Below are 17,370 nucleotides of genomic sequence, written 5' to 3'. Positions count from 1 at the left end.
CGGATCAAGATCAGTGACTTAGGCGCCCGTGTAGCGTGGTTTCGGGAGGTGCCGGATGCCGCGACCTGGGCAGGTCAAGCCGGAGGCGGGTGGGTGGCTGCCGGACCGGATCGCGATCGGGCTGCTGGTCCGCGCCTTCCCGCCGGAGCTGGTGGACCGGGTGGTGACCCGGTGCGGCCGGGACGGGCTGCGGAACCGGTTGCTGCCCCCGCGCGTGGTGGTCTACCTCGTGCTGGCGATGTGTCTGTTCCCGGGGCAGGGCTACGAGGAGGTGGCCCGGAGGCTGGCGCAGGGGCTGGTCCGGGGGAGGCGGTGCTGCGGGCCGGGGCAGGTGCCCACCGCGGCCGCGATCTCGCGGGCGCGGGCGAAGCTGGGGGCGGAGCCGCTGGAGGCGCTGTTCGCCGAGGCCACCCGGTCGCTGCCGGCCGAGGGGGCCGGCGGTGCCTGGTACCGCGGGCGGCGCCTGGTGGCGGTCGAGAGCGCGGTCTTCGACGTGCCGAACAGCCCGGAGAACGCCGCGTGCTTCGGGCCGCCGGTGCCCGGTCCGGGCGGGTATCCGCAGGTGCGGGTGGTGGTGCTGGCCGAGTGCGGCACCAATGCCGTCACCGCGGCGGTGCTGGGGCCCTCCTCGTCCCGCGAGTCGGTCCTGGCCGGCGGCCTGTTCGGCCGGCTCGGCCGGGGGGACCTGGTGCTGGCGGACCGCGGGTTCGACGGTCCGGGGCTGTGGCGGACGGCTTCGGCCGGCGGCGCGGACCTGCTGTGGCGGGCCGGCCCGGACGTGCCGCTGCCGGTGCGTCAGCGGCTCTCCGACGGCTCGTACCTGGCGGAGCTCGGCGCCGCGGCGGGTGACGGTGCCGGCGGCGGTGCTGGTGACGGTGTCGGTGCTGGTGACGGTGTCGGTGACGGTGCGGAGTGCGAGGTGGTGCGGGTCGTCGACTGCCCCCTGCCCGGGGAGCCGGCGGCCGCCGGCCGGCTGGTCACCACGATCCTGGACCCCGGGGCCGCCCCCGCCGCCGATCTGGTCACCCTGTGCCGCGAACGGCGGGCGGCCGGGGCCGCGCTGGACGAACTGACGGAGAATCAGTTCGGCGCCGTCCGGGTGCTGCGCTCCCGGTCGCCCGACGGGGTCGAGCAGGAGGTCTGGGGCCATCTGCTGGTCCACCACGCCATCCGCGGCCTGATGGCGGCCGGGCCGGTGCCTTAAGTCACTGGTACGGAGGAGCTGAATCGTTCGTTCCGGTTCTTTCCGGAGGGCGGGCGGAGCGGAAGCGGAACAGCGCATTCCTTTTGTATCGGGTGCGCCCGTCCGAGGGGGACCGGTCAATGCCGTGCCGACCGCGCCGGACCGGACCGGAGGCCGTCGTTCCGCGCACGTTCTGCCTGCGGAGGCCGTCGGGCGACACCCCTAAAGTTCGCCGTGCCCCGCCCCCTAACCTGCCCCGCGGCGGGGCAGGTCCGGCGGTCCGGACGCCAGGCCCGGCCCGGCGCCGACCGACGGCCCGGATGTTCGCCGCAGACCAGCCGCCCGCGACGGCGCCGGGGCCTCCCCTAGCGGGGCCGCCGACCGGGCTCCGGGGGAGGGCCGGCACCGCCGGGCTAGGGGTTGTCCGGCCGGGCGGAGCCCGTCACGGTAGGTGCCGATGAGGTCCCGACAGGACAGTGGGCGACCGGAGGCCGGCCACGGATCCTCGTGCGCGGCCGCCCGCAGATCACGGTGAGACGGTCCGCCGCGCGGCCCCGCGCGGCCCGCGGGCGGCAGCTCACCGGCGTCGTGGTCCCACCATGCCGACCGCCGGAGGGATGACCAGTCACCATGGCAGCAATCGACGACCTGTGGGTACGCCGCTACCACCCCGCACCCGAGGCCCGGCACCAACTGCTCTGCCTGCCGTACGCCGGCGGGTCCGCGAGCTACTTCTTCCCGGTGTCGCGCGCGCTGTCGCCCCAGGTCGACGTCCTCGCGGTGCAGTACCCGGGGCGCCAGGACCGCCGTCACGAGCCGTGCGTCGAGTCGGTGGAGGAGCTGGCCGACCTCCTGGTCGACGTCGTCAAGCCCTGGGCCGACCGCCCGCTGTCGCTGTTCGGCCACAGCATGGGGGCCTCGGTGGCGTTCGAGCTGGCGCTGCGCCTGGAAGCCCTCGGCATCGTGCCGCACAGCCTGTTCGCCTCCGGCCGGCGCGCTCCCGGTGCCCACCGCGACGAGCGGATCCACCAGCGCGACGACCAGGGGCTGCTCGCCGAGGTCAAGCGGCTCGGCGGCACCGACTCCAACCTGTTCGACGACGACGAGATGGTCCGGATGATCCTCCCGGTGATCCGGAGCGACTACCGGGCCGCCGAGACCTACCGCCCCGACCCCGGCCCGAAGCTCACCGCGCCGATCGTCGCCCTGGTCGGCGACGACGACCCGAAGGTCACCCTCGACGAGGCCCGGATGTGGCGCGACCACACCTCCGGCCCGTTCGAGCTGGAGGTGTTCCGCGGCGGTCACTTCTACCTCAACGCGCACGCGGGCACCGTCGTCGACGGAATCCGCGGCCGGCTCGGCTGACCGGCCCGTCCGTGATTTCCGCGCGGCCCGTCCACGATTTCCGCGCGCGTCGACCGTGGTGAAGGGCAGCCGGTTTCCGATCCGGTCCCGGAGCTGCTCCGCGAGCCGGTCCTCGACAATCTCCGACACTGCCCCTAGGAGTCGTTCGTGTCCAAGCCACTGTACGAACTCGGCCAGGTTCCGCCGCTCGGCCTCGTCCCCGAGAAGATGTACGCGACCGTCATCCGGCAGGACCGTTTCGGAGAACCCGCCAAGGCGATGCAGACCGAGGTCGTCGCCGTGCCGAAGCCCGGTTACGGCGAAGTGCTGGTGTACGTCATGGCCGCGGGAATCAATTACAACAACGTCTGGGCGTCGCTCGGCGAACCGATCGACGTCATCGGGATGAGACAGCGGCTGCTCGGCGCGCCGGAGGACTTCCACATCGGCGGCAGCGACGGCTCCGGCGTGGTCTGGGCCGTCGGTGAGGGCGTCAAGCAGTTCAAGGTCGGCGACGAGGTCATCATGTCCGGGGCGACCTGGGACGAGACGGCGGAGGACGTCCGGATGGGCGTCGACCCGCTGGCCGCCAAGTCCCTCCGGGCGTGGGGCTACGAGACGAACTACGGCTCGTTCGCCCAGTACACCGTCGTCCGGGAGCACCAGTGCCACCCCAAGCCGGCCAACCTGTCGTGGGAGGCGGCCGGCGGCTTCCTGATCACCGGCGCCACGGCGTACCGGCAGTTGACCACCTGGGCACCGCACGACGTGAAGCCGGGCGATCCGGTCCTGGTCTGGGGCGGCTCCGGCGGGGTCGGCTCGGCGGCGATCCAGATCGTGAAGCTGCTCGGCGGCATCCCCATCGCCGTGGTCTCCAACCCCGACCGCTTCCAGTTCTGCCTGGACCTCGGCGCCGCGGGCGTGATCGACCGCCGGGAGTTCCGGCACTGGGGGCGGCTGCCGGACCTCGACGACGAGGCGGCCGGCAAGGCGTGGACGGCCGAGGCGCGCCGGTTCGGCGCCAAGATCTGGGAGATCCTCGGCGAGCGCCGCAACCCGCGGATCGTCGTCGAGCACCCCGGCGAGGACACCCTGCCCACCTCGCTGTTCGTGTGCGACAACGGCGGCATGGTCGTCCTGTGCGGCGGCACCAGCGGGTACAACGGCGACCTGGACCTGCGCTACCTGTGGATGCGCAGCAAGCGGCTGCAGGGTTCGCACGGCTCGAACACCCGGGAGAACCGCGCGGTCATCGGGCTGATGGCGGACGGCCGCCTCGACCCCTGCATCACCTGGTGCGGCTCCTTCGACCAGATCGGCGAGGGCCACCAGATGCTGTACGCGAACCAGCAGGGCGTGGGCAACCTGGCCGCCCTGGTGAACGCCGAGGAGCCGGGACAGACCTCGCTCCGGCGGGGCTGAACACCGGCGCGCGGTCGCGCCGTTCCGGCAACGGCGGATTCCGCGGGGAATTCCGGAGCCGGGCGCCGCGAATGCGCGCGCCCGGTCCGGTCCGCCTTTGTTCCGGAACGGCCGGCGCCGTCCGGTGTCCGTATTTCTGGGGTCGGCTAGGGGTATCGCACGCGGATTGTCTCCCTAGGATGCGAAATGCTGCGGTCTCACGGGTAATCGGTACCGGCTGCGGTCCACCGCAGGCCGGGAGTAGGGGTTGATCAGCGTGGGGGAAGAGCAGAAGTATCTCGAATACCTGAAGCGGGTGACGGCCGATCTCCGGCGCACACGTCGTCAACTCCAGGTGGCCGAGATGCGCGAGCGGGAGCCCATCGCGATCGTCGCGATGGCCTGCCGCTACCCGGGCCGGGTGAACTCGCCCGCCGACCTGTGGCAGCTCGTGACCCGCGGCGGCGACGGCATCACCGGGTTCCCCGAGGACCGCGGCTGGCCGGAGGAGTCCGGCTACGCGAACGAGGGCGGATTCGTCGACGCGGTCGCCGACTTCGACGCCGGGCTGTTCGGCATCTCCCCGCGCGAGGCCCTGGCGATGGACCCGCAGCAGCGCCTGCTCCTGGAATCCGCGTGGGAGGTCGTCGAGCGGGCCGGGATCGACCCGCGCTCGCTCAGCGGCAGCCGGGTCGGGGTGTTCGTCGGCGCCTCGGCCTCGGGGTACGCCGAAGGCGCGCACTCGCTCCCCGAGGGCGCCGCCACGCACCTGGCCATCGGCAACGCGGCCAGCGTGGTGTCCGGGCGGATCTCCTACGCGCTGGGCCTGGAGGGCCCGGCGGTCACCGTGGACACGGCCTGCTCCTCCTCGCTCGTCGCCCTGCACCTCGCCGTCCACGCCCTGCGCGCGGGCGACTGCGAACTGGCCCTGGCCGGCGGCGTCACGGTGATGTCCTCGCCGAGCGTCTTCGCGGAGTTCAGCCGCCTCGACGGCCTGGCCTCGGACGGGCGGTGCAAGGCGTTCGCCGCGGCGGCCGACGGCACCGGCTGGGGCGAGGGCGTCGGCCTGCTGATGGTGGAACGGCTCTCGGACGCGCAGCGGCTCGGGCACCCGGTGCTCGCGGTGGTGCGCGGCAGCGCGGTCAACCAGGACGGCGCGTCCAACGGCCTGACCGCACCGAACGGTCCGGCGCAGCAGCGGGTGATCCGGCAGGCGCTGGCCGGCGCCGGGCTGTCGCCGGCCGACGTGGACGCGGTGGAGGCGCACGGCACCGGCACCCGGCTGGGCGACCCGATCGAGGCACAGGCCCTGCTGGCCACCTACGGCCGGGAGCGGGCCGGCGAGCCGCTGTGGCTCGGCTCGATCAAGTCGAACATCGGCCACACCCAGGCCGCCGCCGGGGTGGCCGGGGTGATCAAGATGGTGCAGGCGATGCGGCACGGGACCCTCCCGGCGACGCTGCACGTGGACGCGCCCACCCCGCACGTGGACTGGACCGGGGGCGGCGTCGAGCTGCTCACCGAGGCCCGGCCGTGGCCGGAGGGCGACCGCCCCCGCCGGGCGGGCGTCTCGTCGTTCGGGATCAGCGGCACCAACGCGCACGTGATCCTGGAAGCGGCGCCCACGGACGCACCGGTACCGCCGGCCGCCGACGCCGGACCCGTACCGCCGGCCGCCGAACCCGGACCCGTACCGCCGGCCGCCGACGCCGCGCCGGCGGCGCCCACCGCAGTGGCCGGGCCGTCGCCCGCCGCCGTCCCCCGGCCGGCGCTGTGGCCGGTCTCCGGGAAGGGCGCGGCCGGGCTGCGGGCCCAGGCCCGCGCCCTGCGGGCGCACCTCGCGCGGGAGGACGGCCCGGACCCGGCCGACGTCGCCTGGTCGCTCGCCACCACCCGGGCGGCCCTGGACCACCGCGCGGTGGTGCTCGGCGCGCTGCTCCCGGGCCTGGACGCGCTCGCCGCGGGCGAGTCCGCCGGCGCGGTGTCGGGCGTGGCCGGCGAGGGCCGGTGCGCGTTCCTGTTCACCGGCCAGGGCGCGCAGCGCGCGGCGATGGGCCGCGGCCTGTACGAGGCGTTCCCCGTGTTCGCGGAGGCCTTCGACGCGGTGTGCGCCGAACTGGACCCGCGCCTCGGCGCGTCGGTCAAGGACGTGGTGTTCGAGGGCCGTGACCTCGACCGGACGGTGTGGGCACAGGCCGGACTGTTCGCCGTCGAGGTCGCCACCTTCAGGCTGCTGGAGTCGTGGGGGGTGGCCCCCGACTTCCTGCTGGGCCACTCGGTCGGCGAACTCGCGGCAGCGCACTGCGCGGACGTCTTCTCCCTCGCGGACGCGTGCGCGGTGGTGGCCGCGCGCGGCCGGCTGATGCAGGCGCTGCCGGCGGGCGGCGCGATGCTCGCCGTGCGGGCGACCGAGGCCGAGGCGGTCGCGGCGGTCGCCGGGCGCGCGGACCTCGCGGCGGTCAACGGCCCGGACGCGGTCGTGGTGTCGGGCGCCGACGACGTGATCGGCGACCTGGCCGCGCGGTGGTCCGCCGAAGGCCGGAAGACCAGCCGCCTGACGGTGTCGCACGCCTTCCACTCGGCCCTGATGGAGCCGATGCTGGCGGAGTTCCGCGCGGTGCTGGAGACGGTCGCGTTCGCGCGGCCGCGCATCGCGATCGTGTCGAACCTCACCGGTGCCGTCGCCGAACCCGACCGGATCACCTCCCCGGACTACTGGGTGCGGCACGTGCGCGAGGCCGTCCGGTTCGCCGACGGTGTGAGCTGCCTGGCCGCCCAGGGCGTGACCAGGTTCGTCGAGCTCGGCCCGGACGGCGTGCTCTGCGGCCTGGCCCAACAGGCCGGCGCCGACGGCGTGTTCGCGCCGGTGCTGCGCCGCGGCCGGGACGACGCCGAGACCGCCCTGGCCGCGTTGGCCCGGGTCTGGACGGCGGGCGTCGATGTCGACTGGCGGGCCGTCCTGCCCGGGGGCCGGCGGGTGGAGCTGCCGACGTACGCGTTCCAGCGGGAGCGCTACTGGCCGCAGCGGATGGCCGCCCCGGCCGGCCCGTCGCACCCCGCCGCCGCGCACCCCGGCTCGGAGCAGGACGTCCGGTTCTGGGCGGCGGTGGAGCGCGAGGACCTCGCGGAGCTGGCCGTGACCCTGAGGCTGGAGGAGGCCCCCGGCGTCCTCGACGACGTGGTCCCCGCGCTGTCCGCCTGGCGCCGCTCCCAGCGGCAGGAGTCGGTCGTCGACGCGTGGCGCTACCGGGTGACCTGGAAGCCGCTGGGCGTGGCGGGTGAGGCCACCGCGCTCAGCGGCACCTGGCTGCTGACCGGCGCCCGCGACGACGAGCGGACGGCCGCCGTGGCGGAGGCCGTCCGGGCCGCCGGTGCCACCGTGCTCCGGTGCGAGCCCGGGCAGTGGCCGACCACCGACGCGGCCGGGGTGGCCGGCGTCCTCGCGCTCGCCGCCGGCCCCGACCCGGCCGGTGACGCCCTGACGGTCCTCCAGGGCCTGGGCCGGTCGGGCATCGACGCGCCGCTGTGGCTGCTCACCTCCGGCGCCGTCTCGGTCGGCCGGTTCGACCCGCCCTCCGACCCGCGGTCGGCGCAGGTGTGGGGGCTGGGGCGGGTCGCCGCGCTGGAACTCCCGGACCGCTGGGGCGGTCTGATCGACCTGCCCGCCACCCTGGACGGCCGGGTCGGCGCCCGGCTGGCCGCGGTGCTGTCCGGCGGTACGGGCGAGGACCAGGTCGCCGTCCGCGGCTCCGCCGTCTACGGACGCCGGCTGTCCCGGGCGGAGCCGACGAAGCCGGCCGGGGAGCCGTGGGCGCCGTCCGGCACCGTCCTGGTGACGGGAGGCACCGGCGCGCTGGGCGCGGCCGTCGCCCGTTGGCTGGCCGGGCGCGGGGTGCCGCACCTGGTGCTGCTCGGCCGGCGGGGCGCCGCCGCGCCGGGAGCCGAGGAACTGGTCGCCGAGCTGACCGGCACGGGCGCCCGGGTCACCGTCGAGGCCTGTGACGTCGCGGACCGGGACGCGCTGGCCGCGGTGCTCGCGCGGATCCCGGCCGAACTCCCGCTGACCGGCGTGGTGCACGCCGCCGGTGTGGCGGCGCACGGCCCGATCGAGGACCTGGGCCTCGCGGAGCTGGCCGACGTCGTCGGCGGCAAGGCGGCCGGCGCGGCGCACCTGGACGAACTCACCGACGGCCTGGACCTGTTCGTCACCTTCTCCTCGATCGCGGCGACCTGGGGCAGCGGCGGTCAGGCCGCCTACGCGGCGGGCAACGCCCACCTGGACGCGCTGGTCGAGAACCGCCGCGGCCGGGGGCTGGCCGGCACCTCGATCGCCTGGGGCCCCTGGGCCGAGGCCGGCATGGCCGTCCGGGGCGAGGCCGCGGACTTCCTGCGCCGTCGCGGGCTGAACGCGCTGGACCCGGCGCCGGCCGTGCTCGCCCTGGCCAGGGCGGTGGACCACGGCGAAGGCTGCGTGACCGTCGCCGACGTCGACTGGGCCCTGTTCGCCCCGGCCTTCACCCTGGGCCGCCCCAGCCCGTTGCTGGCCGACCTCCCCGAGGTGGCGCGGTCGCTCGCCGGGGACACGACCGACTTCGAACTGGGCGCCGCGCTGCGGCAGCGGCTCGCCGCCGGGCCCGCCGGGCACCGCCACCCGGTGCTGCTGGAGCTGGTCCGGGAACGCGCGGCCGCCGTGCTGGGCCACCGGACGGCCGAGGCGGTCGACCCCGACCAGGTCTTCCGGGACCTGGGCTTCGACTCGCTGACCGCGGTGGAGCTGCGCAACCTCCTCAACGCGGAGACCGGCCTCCGGCTGCCGGCCACGCTGGTCTTCGACCACCCGACGCCGACGGCGCTGGCCACCCATCTGCTCGGCGAGATCTTCGAGGAGCCGGCCGCGCTCCCGGCGCACACCCGCGCCGAGGTCGCGGCCGACGACGACCCGGTCGTGATCGTCGGGATGAGCTGCCGCTACCCCGGGGGCATCGCGTCGCCGGACGAGTTGTGGGAGCTGGTCGCCGCCGGCGAGGACGGGGTGACGGCCTTCCCGGCCGACCGCGGTTGGGAGTTCGCGGCCGCCGAGGGCGGGTACGCCCGGCAGGGCGGTTTCGTGCACGAGGCGACGCGGTTCGACGCGGGGCTGTTCGGGATCTCGCCGCGTGAGGCGCTGGCGATGGACCCGCAGCAGCGGCTGCTGCTGGAGGCGGCCTGGGAGGCCTTCGAGTCCGCCGGGGTGAACCCGCGGTCGGTCCAGGGCGCGCAGATCGGGGTGTTCGCGGGAGCGTCCTCCTCCGGCTACGGCGCCGGCGGCTTCGGACTGGCGGGTGCCGAGGGGCATCTGCTGTCCGGCACGGCCAACAGCGTGATCTCCGGCCGGGTCGCGTACACCTTCGGCCTCGAAGGGCCGGCCGTCACGGTGGACACGGCGTGCTCGTCCTCGCTGGTGGCCCTGCACCTGGCGGCGCAGGCGGTGCGGCGCGGCGAGTGCGAGCTGGCACTCGCCGGCGGCGTCACCGTGATGGTGTCACCGGCCGCCTTCGGCGAGTTCGACCGGCAGGGCGGGCTCTCCTCCACCGGGCGCTGCCGATCGTACGCGGGCGCGGCGGACGGCACCGGCTGGGGCGAGGGCGTCGGCCTGCTCCTGGTCGAGCGGCTCTCGGCGGCCCGGCGCGCCGGCCACCGCGTCCTCGCGGTGATCCGGGGCAGCGCGGTCAACCAGGACGGCGCCTCCAACGGCCTCACCGCTCCGAACGGCCCCGCGCAGCAGCGGGTGATCCGGCGGGCGCTGGCCGACGCCGGGCTGGCCACGTCCGACGTCGACCTCGTCGAGGGCCACGGCACCGGCACGGTGCTCGGCGACCCGATCGAGGCGCAGGCCCTGCTGGCCACCTACGGCCAGGACCGCGCCGGGGGGCCGCCGCTCCGGCTGGGGTCGGTCAAGTCCAACATCGGGCACACCCAGGCCGCCGCCGGCGCGGCCGGTGTGATCAAGATGGTGCAGGCGCTGCGCCACGGCACGATGCCGGCCACCCTGCACGTGGACGAGCCCAGCACCCAGGTGGACTGGTCGCGCGGCGCGGTGGAACTGCTCACCGAGGCCCGGCCGTGGCCCGCGCTCGACCGGCCGCGCCGGGCGGGCGTGTCCTCCTTCGGCATCAGCGGCACCAACGCCCACGTCATCATCGAGGAGCCGCCGGCGGCCGTCGAGGAGGACGCCCCCGCGCCCGCGCTCGCGCTGTGGCCGCTCTCCGCGCAGACCCCGGACGGCCTGCGGGCCCAGGCGGAGCGGCTGCGGGCGTTCGTCGCGGAGTCGGACGCCGACCTGGCCGACATCGGCTACTCGCTCGCCACCACCCGCGCCGCCCTGGACCGTCGCACGGTGTTCGTCGCCGGGGACCGCGCCGAACTCCTGGACCGGCTGGCCGCGTTCGACGGCTCGACGGCCGCCGCGGTGGTCCCCGGGGGGACGGCGTTCCTGTTCACCGGCCAGGGCGCGCAGCGCGCCGGCATGGGCCGGGAGCTGTACGCGCGCTTCCCGGTGTACGCGGACGCCTTCGACGCGGTCTGCGCCGAGCTGGACCCGGCCCTGGACCGGCCGATCCGGGAGGTGCTGGCCGACGGCGTCGACCTGGACCGGACCGTCTACGCCCAGACCGGCCTCTTCGCGGTCGAGGTCGCGCTGTTCCGGCTGCTCGAATCCTGGGGCGTCACGCCGAACCTGCTGCTCGGCCACTCGATCGGCGAGGTCGCGGCGGCCCACTGCGCCGGCGTCTTCTCGCTGCCGGACGCGTGCCGGCTGGTGGCGGCCCGCGCCCGGCTGATGCAGGCGCTCCCCGCCGGCGGCGCGATGCTCGCGGTGCAGGCCACCGAGGAGGTCGTCCGGGAGGCGCTGGACGGCCGGGCCGACATCGCCGCGATCAACGGGCCCGCCGACCTGGTCGTCTCTGGCGACGAAGCCGTGATCGACGAGCTGGCGGCGCGCTGGCGCGCCGAGGGGCACCGGACCTCCCGGCTGACGGTGTCGCACGCCTTCCACTCCGCGCTGATGGAGCCGATGCTGGCCGAGTTCCGCGCGGTGCTGGAGACGATCGCGTTCGAGGAGCCGCGGATCGCGATCGTCTCCAACCTCACCGGCGCCCTCGCCGGCGCCGGGACCCTGGGCACGCCGGACTACTGGGTCCGGCACGTTCGGGAGACCGTCCGGTTCGCCGACGGCGTGGCGTGCCTGCGCGACCGGGGGGTGCGCAGGTTCGTCGAGCTGGGGCCGGACGCCGTGCTCTGCGGGATGGCCCAACTGACCGTCACCGACGGGGTCTTCGTGCCGATGCAGCGCCGGGACCGGGCGGACGGCGGGACGGCCGCCGTCGCCGGACTGTGGACGGCCGGCGTCCCCCTGGACTGGCGGGCCGTCCTGGGCGGCGGCCGGCGGGTCGAGCTGCCGACGTACGCCTTCCAGCGCGAGCGGTACTGGCCCGAGGCGAGCCCCGGGCCCGCCCCGGCGGGCGCCGGCGACGCCGTGGAGGCCCGGTTCTGGGACGCGGTCGAACGCGAGGACCTGGGCGAGCTGGCGAGCACCCTCGCGGTGGAGGCACCGCGGGAGCTGGAGCCGCTGCTGCCGGTCCTGTCGTCCTGGCGCAAGCGCCGCCGCGCGGACGCGGTCATCGACGGGTGGCGCTACCGGGTCACCTGGAAGCCGACCACGGACGGGCTCGGCGCGGCCACGCTCGCCGGGACCTGGCTGCTCGTCACACCGGCCGACGCCGCAGGGCCGGCGGCAGGCCTGGTCGCGGCGGTGCGGGCCGGCGGGGCCGACCTGGTCGAGCTGGTCTGCGACCCGGTGGCCGAAGGCCGGGCCGGGCTGGCCGGGCGGCTCGCGGACCTGCCCGCCGACCTCGCGGGGGTGCTGTCGCTGACCGCGCTCGGCCCGGACGGGCTGACCGCGTCGGTGGTCCTGTTGCAGGCGCTGGGTGACGCCGCGATCGACGCCCCGCTCTGGACGGTCACCAGCGGAGCGGTGTCCGTCGCCGGCTCCGACCCGCTGCGCGACCCGCTCCAGGCCCAGGTCTGGGGAGCGGGCCGGGTCGCCGCGCTGGAGCACCCCGATCGCTGGGGCGGGTTGATCGACGTCCCCGCCACCGTGGACGCCCGGGTCGCTGCCCGGCTGGCCGCCGTGCTGTCCGGCGGGCCGGGCCTGGACCAGGTCGCCGTCCGCGACAGCGCGGTCTACTCCCGCCGGCTGGTCCGGGCGGCCGCCGAGGAGACCGCCGTCGAGCCGTGGACGCCCTCGGGCACGGTGCTGGTCACCGGTGGCACGGGCGCGCTGGGCGCGGCCGTCGCGCGCTGGCTGGCCGGGCGCGGCGCGCCGCACCTGGTGCTGACCGGCCGGCGCGGCACGGCCACGCCCGGGGTGGCCGAGCTGGTGGCCGAACTGACCGCCCTGGGCGCCCGGGTGACGGTCGAGGCCTGCGACGCCGCGGACCGGGACGCGCTCGTCCGGGTGCTGGCGGCGATCCCGGCCGAACTCCCGCTGACCGGGGTGGTGCACGCGGCCGGGGTCGCCGAGACGGCTCCGCTCGACTGGACCGGCCCGGCGGACGTGCGGTCCGCCACCGGTGGCAAGGTGACCGGCGCGGCGCACCTGGACGAACTCACCGGGGACCTCGACCTGTTCGTCACCTTCTCGTCCATCGCCGGGATCTGGGGCAGCGGCGGACAGGGGCTCTACGCCGCGGCGAACGCGTACCTGGACGCCCTGGTGCAGCAACGGCGCTCGCGCGGCCGGGCGGGCCTCTCGGTGGCCTGGGGGCCGTGGGCCGAGGCCGGCATGGCGGTGCGCGGCGAGGCCGAGGACTTCCTGCGCCGGCGCGGACTGCCCGCGCTGGACCCGGGGTTGGCCGTCACCGCGCTGGCCCGGGCGGTGGACCGCGAGGACTCCTGCGTGGTGGTCGCCGACGTCGACTGGGCGCGGTTCGCCCCGGCGTTCACCTCCGGCCGCCCCAGCGCGCTGCTGGCCGACCTGCCCGAGGCGGCGCGGGCCCTGGCGGGGGAGGAGCCGGCCGTCGAGACGGGCTCCGCCCTGGTCCGGCGGCTCGCGGCGGCCCCGGCCCCGCAACGGGCCCGGATGCTGCTGGACCTGGTCCGCGACCGGGTCGCCGCGGTGCTCGGGCACAGCACCGCCGAGGTCGTCGAACCGGACCGGGCCTTCCGGGACCTGGGCTTCACCTCGCTGACCGCGGTGGAGCTGCGCAACGCGCTCGGCACCGAGACCGGCCTGGCCCTGCCGGCCACCCTGATCTTCGACCATCCGACCCCCGGCGACCTGGCCGAGCACCTGGCCGGTGAGCTGCTCGACGACCTGGCGCCGGTCACGGCCATGGCGGCGCCGGCCGCCGCGCCGGTCGGCACCGACACCGACGACCCGATCGTGATCGTCGGGATGAGCTGCCGCTACCCCGGCGGCATCGCGTCGCCGGACGAGTTGTGGGAGCTGGTCGCCGCCGGCGAGGACGGGGTGACGGCCTTCCCGGCCGACCGCGGTTGGGAGTTCGCGGCCGCCGAGGGCGGGTACGCCCGGCAGGGCGGTTTCGTGCACGAGGCGACGCGGTTCGACGCGGGGCTGTTCGGGATCTCGCCGCGTGAGGCGCTGGCGATGGACCCGCAGCAGCGGCTGCTGTTGGAGGCGGCCTGGGAGGCCTTCGAGCACGCCGAGGTGGACCCGCGCTCGGTGCGCGGCGCGCAGATCGGCGTGTTCGTCGGCGCCTCGTCCTCCGGCTACGGCGGGGGCGGCGCCCAGGGCTTCGAGGGCGCCGAGGGCCACCTGCTGTCCGGCACCGCCAACAGCGTGATCTCCGGCCGGGTCGCCTACTCGTTCGGCCTGGAGGGGCCGGCGGTGACGGTGGACACGGCGTGCTCGTCCTCGCTGGTGGCCCTGCACCTGGCGACCCAGGCGGTGCGGCGCGGCGAGTGCGCGATGGCGCTCGCGGGCGGTGTCACGGTGATGGTCTCGCCGGCGACCTTCGGCGAGTTCGACCGGCAGGGCGGGCTGGCCTCGGACGGCCGGTGCAAGGCCTTCGCGTCGGCGGCGGACGGCACCGGCTGGGGCGAGGGCGTCGGCGTCCTGCTGGTCGAGCGGCTGTCGGACGCGCGCCGGCTCGGGCACCGGGTCCTGGCCGGGGTGCGCGGCAGCGCGGTCAACCAGGACGGCGCCTCCAACGGGCTGACCGCGCCGAACGGCCCGGCGCAGGAGCGGGTGATCCGCCAGGCGCTGGCGACCGCCGGGCTGACCACCGCCGACATCGACGTGGTGGAGGCGCACGGCACGGGGACCCGGCTGGGTGACCCGATCGAGGCGCAGGCCCTGCTGGCGACGTACGGTCAGGACCGGCCCGCGGACCGGCCGCTGTGGCTCGGGTCGATCAAGTCCAACATCGGCCACACCCAGGCCGCCGCGGGCGTCGCCGGCATCATCAAGATGGTCATGGCCATGCGCCACGACGTCCTCCCGGCCACCCTGCACGTGGACGAGCCGACCCCCCACGTGGACTGGTCGGCCGGCGCGGTGGAGCTGCTGACCGAGGCCCGCCCCTGGTCGGCGGCCGACCGGCCGCGCCGGGCGGGCGTGTCCTCGTTCGGGATCAGCGGCACCAACGCGCACGTCATCATCGAGGCGCTCCCGAGCCCCGCCCCGGCCGAGCCCGTCGCACCGGTGCCGCCGGTGATCCCCTGGCTGCTGTCGGCCAGGACCGAGCCCGGCCTGCGCGCCCAGGCCGACCGGCTCGCGGGCTTCGTGGGCTCCGCGGCCCTTGCGGGCTTCACGGCCTCCGCGGCGGAGCGGCCGCGGCGGGACGCCGCCGACCTCGGGCACGCGCTGCTCAGCAGGGCCGCGCTCCCGCACCGCGCCGTCGTGCTCGCCGCGGACGCGGCCGGCCTCGCCGAGGGGGTGGCCACCCTGGCCACGGGCACGCCGTCCGGCGCCGTGGTCGCCGCCGTGGCGGGCGAGGGCCAGACGGCGTTCCTGTTCACCGGCCAGGGCGCGCAGCGGGCCGGGATGGGACGCGGGCTCTACGAGGCGTTCCCGGTGTTCGCGGACGCCTTCGACGCGGTCTGCGCGGAGTTGGACCTGCTGCTGGACCGGCCGGTCAGGGACGTGGTGTTCGAGGGCGCCGACCTGGACCAAACCGTGTGGGCGCAGGCGGGGTTGTTCGCGCTGGAGGTGGCGTCGTTCCGGTTGCTCGAATCCTGGGGTGTGAGGCCGGACTTCCTGTTGGGTCATTCGATCGGTGAGGTGGCGGCGGCGCACTGCGCGGGGGTGTTCTCGCTGGCGGACGCGTGTGTGTTGGTGGCGGCGCGCGGCCGGCTGATGCAGGCGCTGCCCGACGGTGGGGCGATGCTGGCGCTGGAGGCGTCCGAGGCCGAGGTCATCGCGGCGATCGGTGACCGGCTGGATGTCGCGGCGGTCAACGGTCCGGCGTCGGTGGTGGTGTCGGGGGAGGCGGAGGTCATTGAGGAGCTGGCCGGGCGGTGGGCGGCCGAAGGGCGTCGGACGCGTCGGCTGACGGTGTCGCATGCCTTTCACTCGGTGCTGATGGAGCCGATGCTGGCCGAATTCGGCACGGTGCTGGAGGGGTTGAGCTTCGCCGAGCCGCGCATTCCGGTGGTGTCGAACCTGACCGGAGCGGTGGCCGGGCCCGGCCTGCTGTCGACGCCGGAGTACTGGGTGCGGCAGGTCCGCGAGGCGGTCCGCTTCGCCGACGGCGTCACCCACCTGGAGGGCCAGGGGGTGAGCCGGTTCGTCGAACTGGGCCCCGACGGAGTGCTCTGCGCGCTGGCCCAACAGTCCGTCCCGGAAGGCGTGTTCGCACCCGTCGCGCGCCGTGACCGGGACGACGTGGACACGGCGCTGCGCGCGCTGGCCCGGCTGTGGACGGTCGGCGCCGAGGTCGACTGGCGGTCGGTGCTGCCGGCCGGCCGCCGGGTGGACCTGCCGACCTACGCGTTCCAGCGGGAGCGGTACTGGCCGCAGGCCGTCCCGACGGCCGGTGACCCGGGCACGGCCGGCCTGGAGCCGGTCGGACACCCGCTGCTCAGCGCCGCCCTCACGGTGGCCGACGGCGGTGCCCTGCTGCTGACCGGGCGGTTGTCGGTGGCGACGCACCCGTGGCTGGCCGATCACGCCATCCTCGGACGGGTGGTGGTGCCCGGCGCCGCGTTGGTCGAGATGGTCTGGGCCGCCGGCCGCCGGGTCGGTCGCCCGGCGATCCGGGAACTGGTCCTGCGGACACCGCTGGTCCTGCCCGAGCACGGCGGCGTGCAGATCCAGCTGAGCGTGGGCGCCGACGGCGAGAGCGGCGAGCGCACGGTCGAGCTGTACTCGCGGCCCGACGGGGCCCCGGACGCGCCCTGGCTGAGCCACGCGGCCGGACTCCTGGCCGATGCCGGGCCTTCCGACGCGGTGCCTTCCGACGCCGGGCCGGACCTCACGGTCTGGCCGCCGGCTGGTGCGTCGGTGGTGCCGTTGGACGGTTTCTACGACGCGTTGGCGGACAGCGGCTATGGCTACGGGCCGGTGTTCCGGGGTCTGCGGGCGGCCTGGCGGGACGCCGATGTGGTGTATGCCGAGGTGGAGTTGCCCGAGGAGGTGGCGGTCGAGGCGGGCGGCTTCGGTCTGCACCCCGCGCTGCTGGACGCGGCTCTCCATGCGGTGGGGCTCTCTCCGGCGGTGCGGGCCACCGGTACCCGGCTGCCGTTCGCCTGGACCGGGGCGCGGCTGGACGCGGTCGGCGCGTCGGTGCTCCGCGTTCGGGTCGAGGGCACGGCGGAGGGCTTCTCGCTGCTCCTCGCGGACGGCGTGGGCGAGCCGGTCGCCACGGTGGAATCGCTGGTGATGCGCGAGGTCTCGGCCGGGGCACTTCAGGCGGCCTCGGACGCATGGCAGGACGCGTTGTTCGCGGTGGACTGGGTGCCGGCACCGGTGTCGGTTCCGGTGTCGGTGGATGTGGCGGGTTGGGCGGCGTTGGGTGCTGTCGGGGTCGCTGGTGTGCGTGGGTTCGGTGATGTGGGTGCGTTGGTGGGGGAGTTGGCGGGTGGGGTGGTGCCGCCGGTGGTGGTGTTGCCGGTGCCGGTGTCGGGTGATGTGCACGGGGTGACCGTGTGGGTGTTGGGTGTGGTGCAGGAGTGGTTGGCGCGGGAGTGGTTGGCCGCGTCGCGGTTGGTGGTGCTGACGTGTGGGGCGATGGCTGTCGGGGGTGGGGCGGCGGATCCTGTTCAGGCGGCGGTGTGGGGTCTGTTGCGTTCGGCGCAGACGGAGCATCCGGATCGGATCGTGTTGGTGGATCTGGATCCTGCGGCCGGCTTGTCGGCCGGTTTGTCGGCGGTCGGGGCGTCGGCGGTGTGGCCGGGGGTGGTGTTCGGTGATGAGCCGCAGGTGGCGGTTCGGGGGGCGG

The 17,370-nt window shown here is 75.8% G+C and carries 3 protein-coding genes and 1 pseudogene; all 4 read left to right on the top strand.

What is annotated here, in order from left to right:
• Nucleotides 1-55: 55 nt before the first annotated feature.
• On the top strand, nt 56-1,204 hold the full coding sequence (locus tag ACIQTO_RS35975; RefSeq protein WP_402397388.1) for an IS4 family transposase: 1,149 nt from the start codon (nt 56-58) through the stop codon (nt 1,202-1,204).
• A gap of 609 nt (nt 1,205-1,813) precedes the next feature.
• On the top strand, nt 1,814-2,551 hold the full coding sequence (locus ACIQTO_RS35970) for a thioesterase II family protein (protein WP_402397386.1): 738 nt from the start codon (nt 1,814-1,816) through the stop codon (nt 2,549-2,551).
• 147 nt (nt 2,552-2,698) lie between these two features.
• Nucleotides 2,699-3,952 carry a crotonyl-CoA carboxylase/reductase gene (ccrA, locus tag ACIQTO_RS35965; protein ID WP_402397385.1) on the top strand — a complete coding sequence of 418 codons (1,254 nt, stop codon included), beginning with the start codon at nt 2,699-2,701 and terminating at the stop codon, nt 3,950-3,952.
• A gap of 262 nt (nt 3,953-4,214) precedes the next feature.
• Nucleotides 4,215-17,370: pseudogene (locus ACIQTO_RS35960) on the top strand (type I polyketide synthase); the annotation flags it as partial.

It is taken from the genome of Kitasatospora sp. NPDC091207, assembly GCF_044768625.1.
GTDB lineage: Bacteria > Actinomycetota > Actinomycetes > Streptomycetales > Streptomycetaceae > Kitasatospora.
This window is presented reverse-complemented; position numbering and strand designations above follow the sequence as displayed.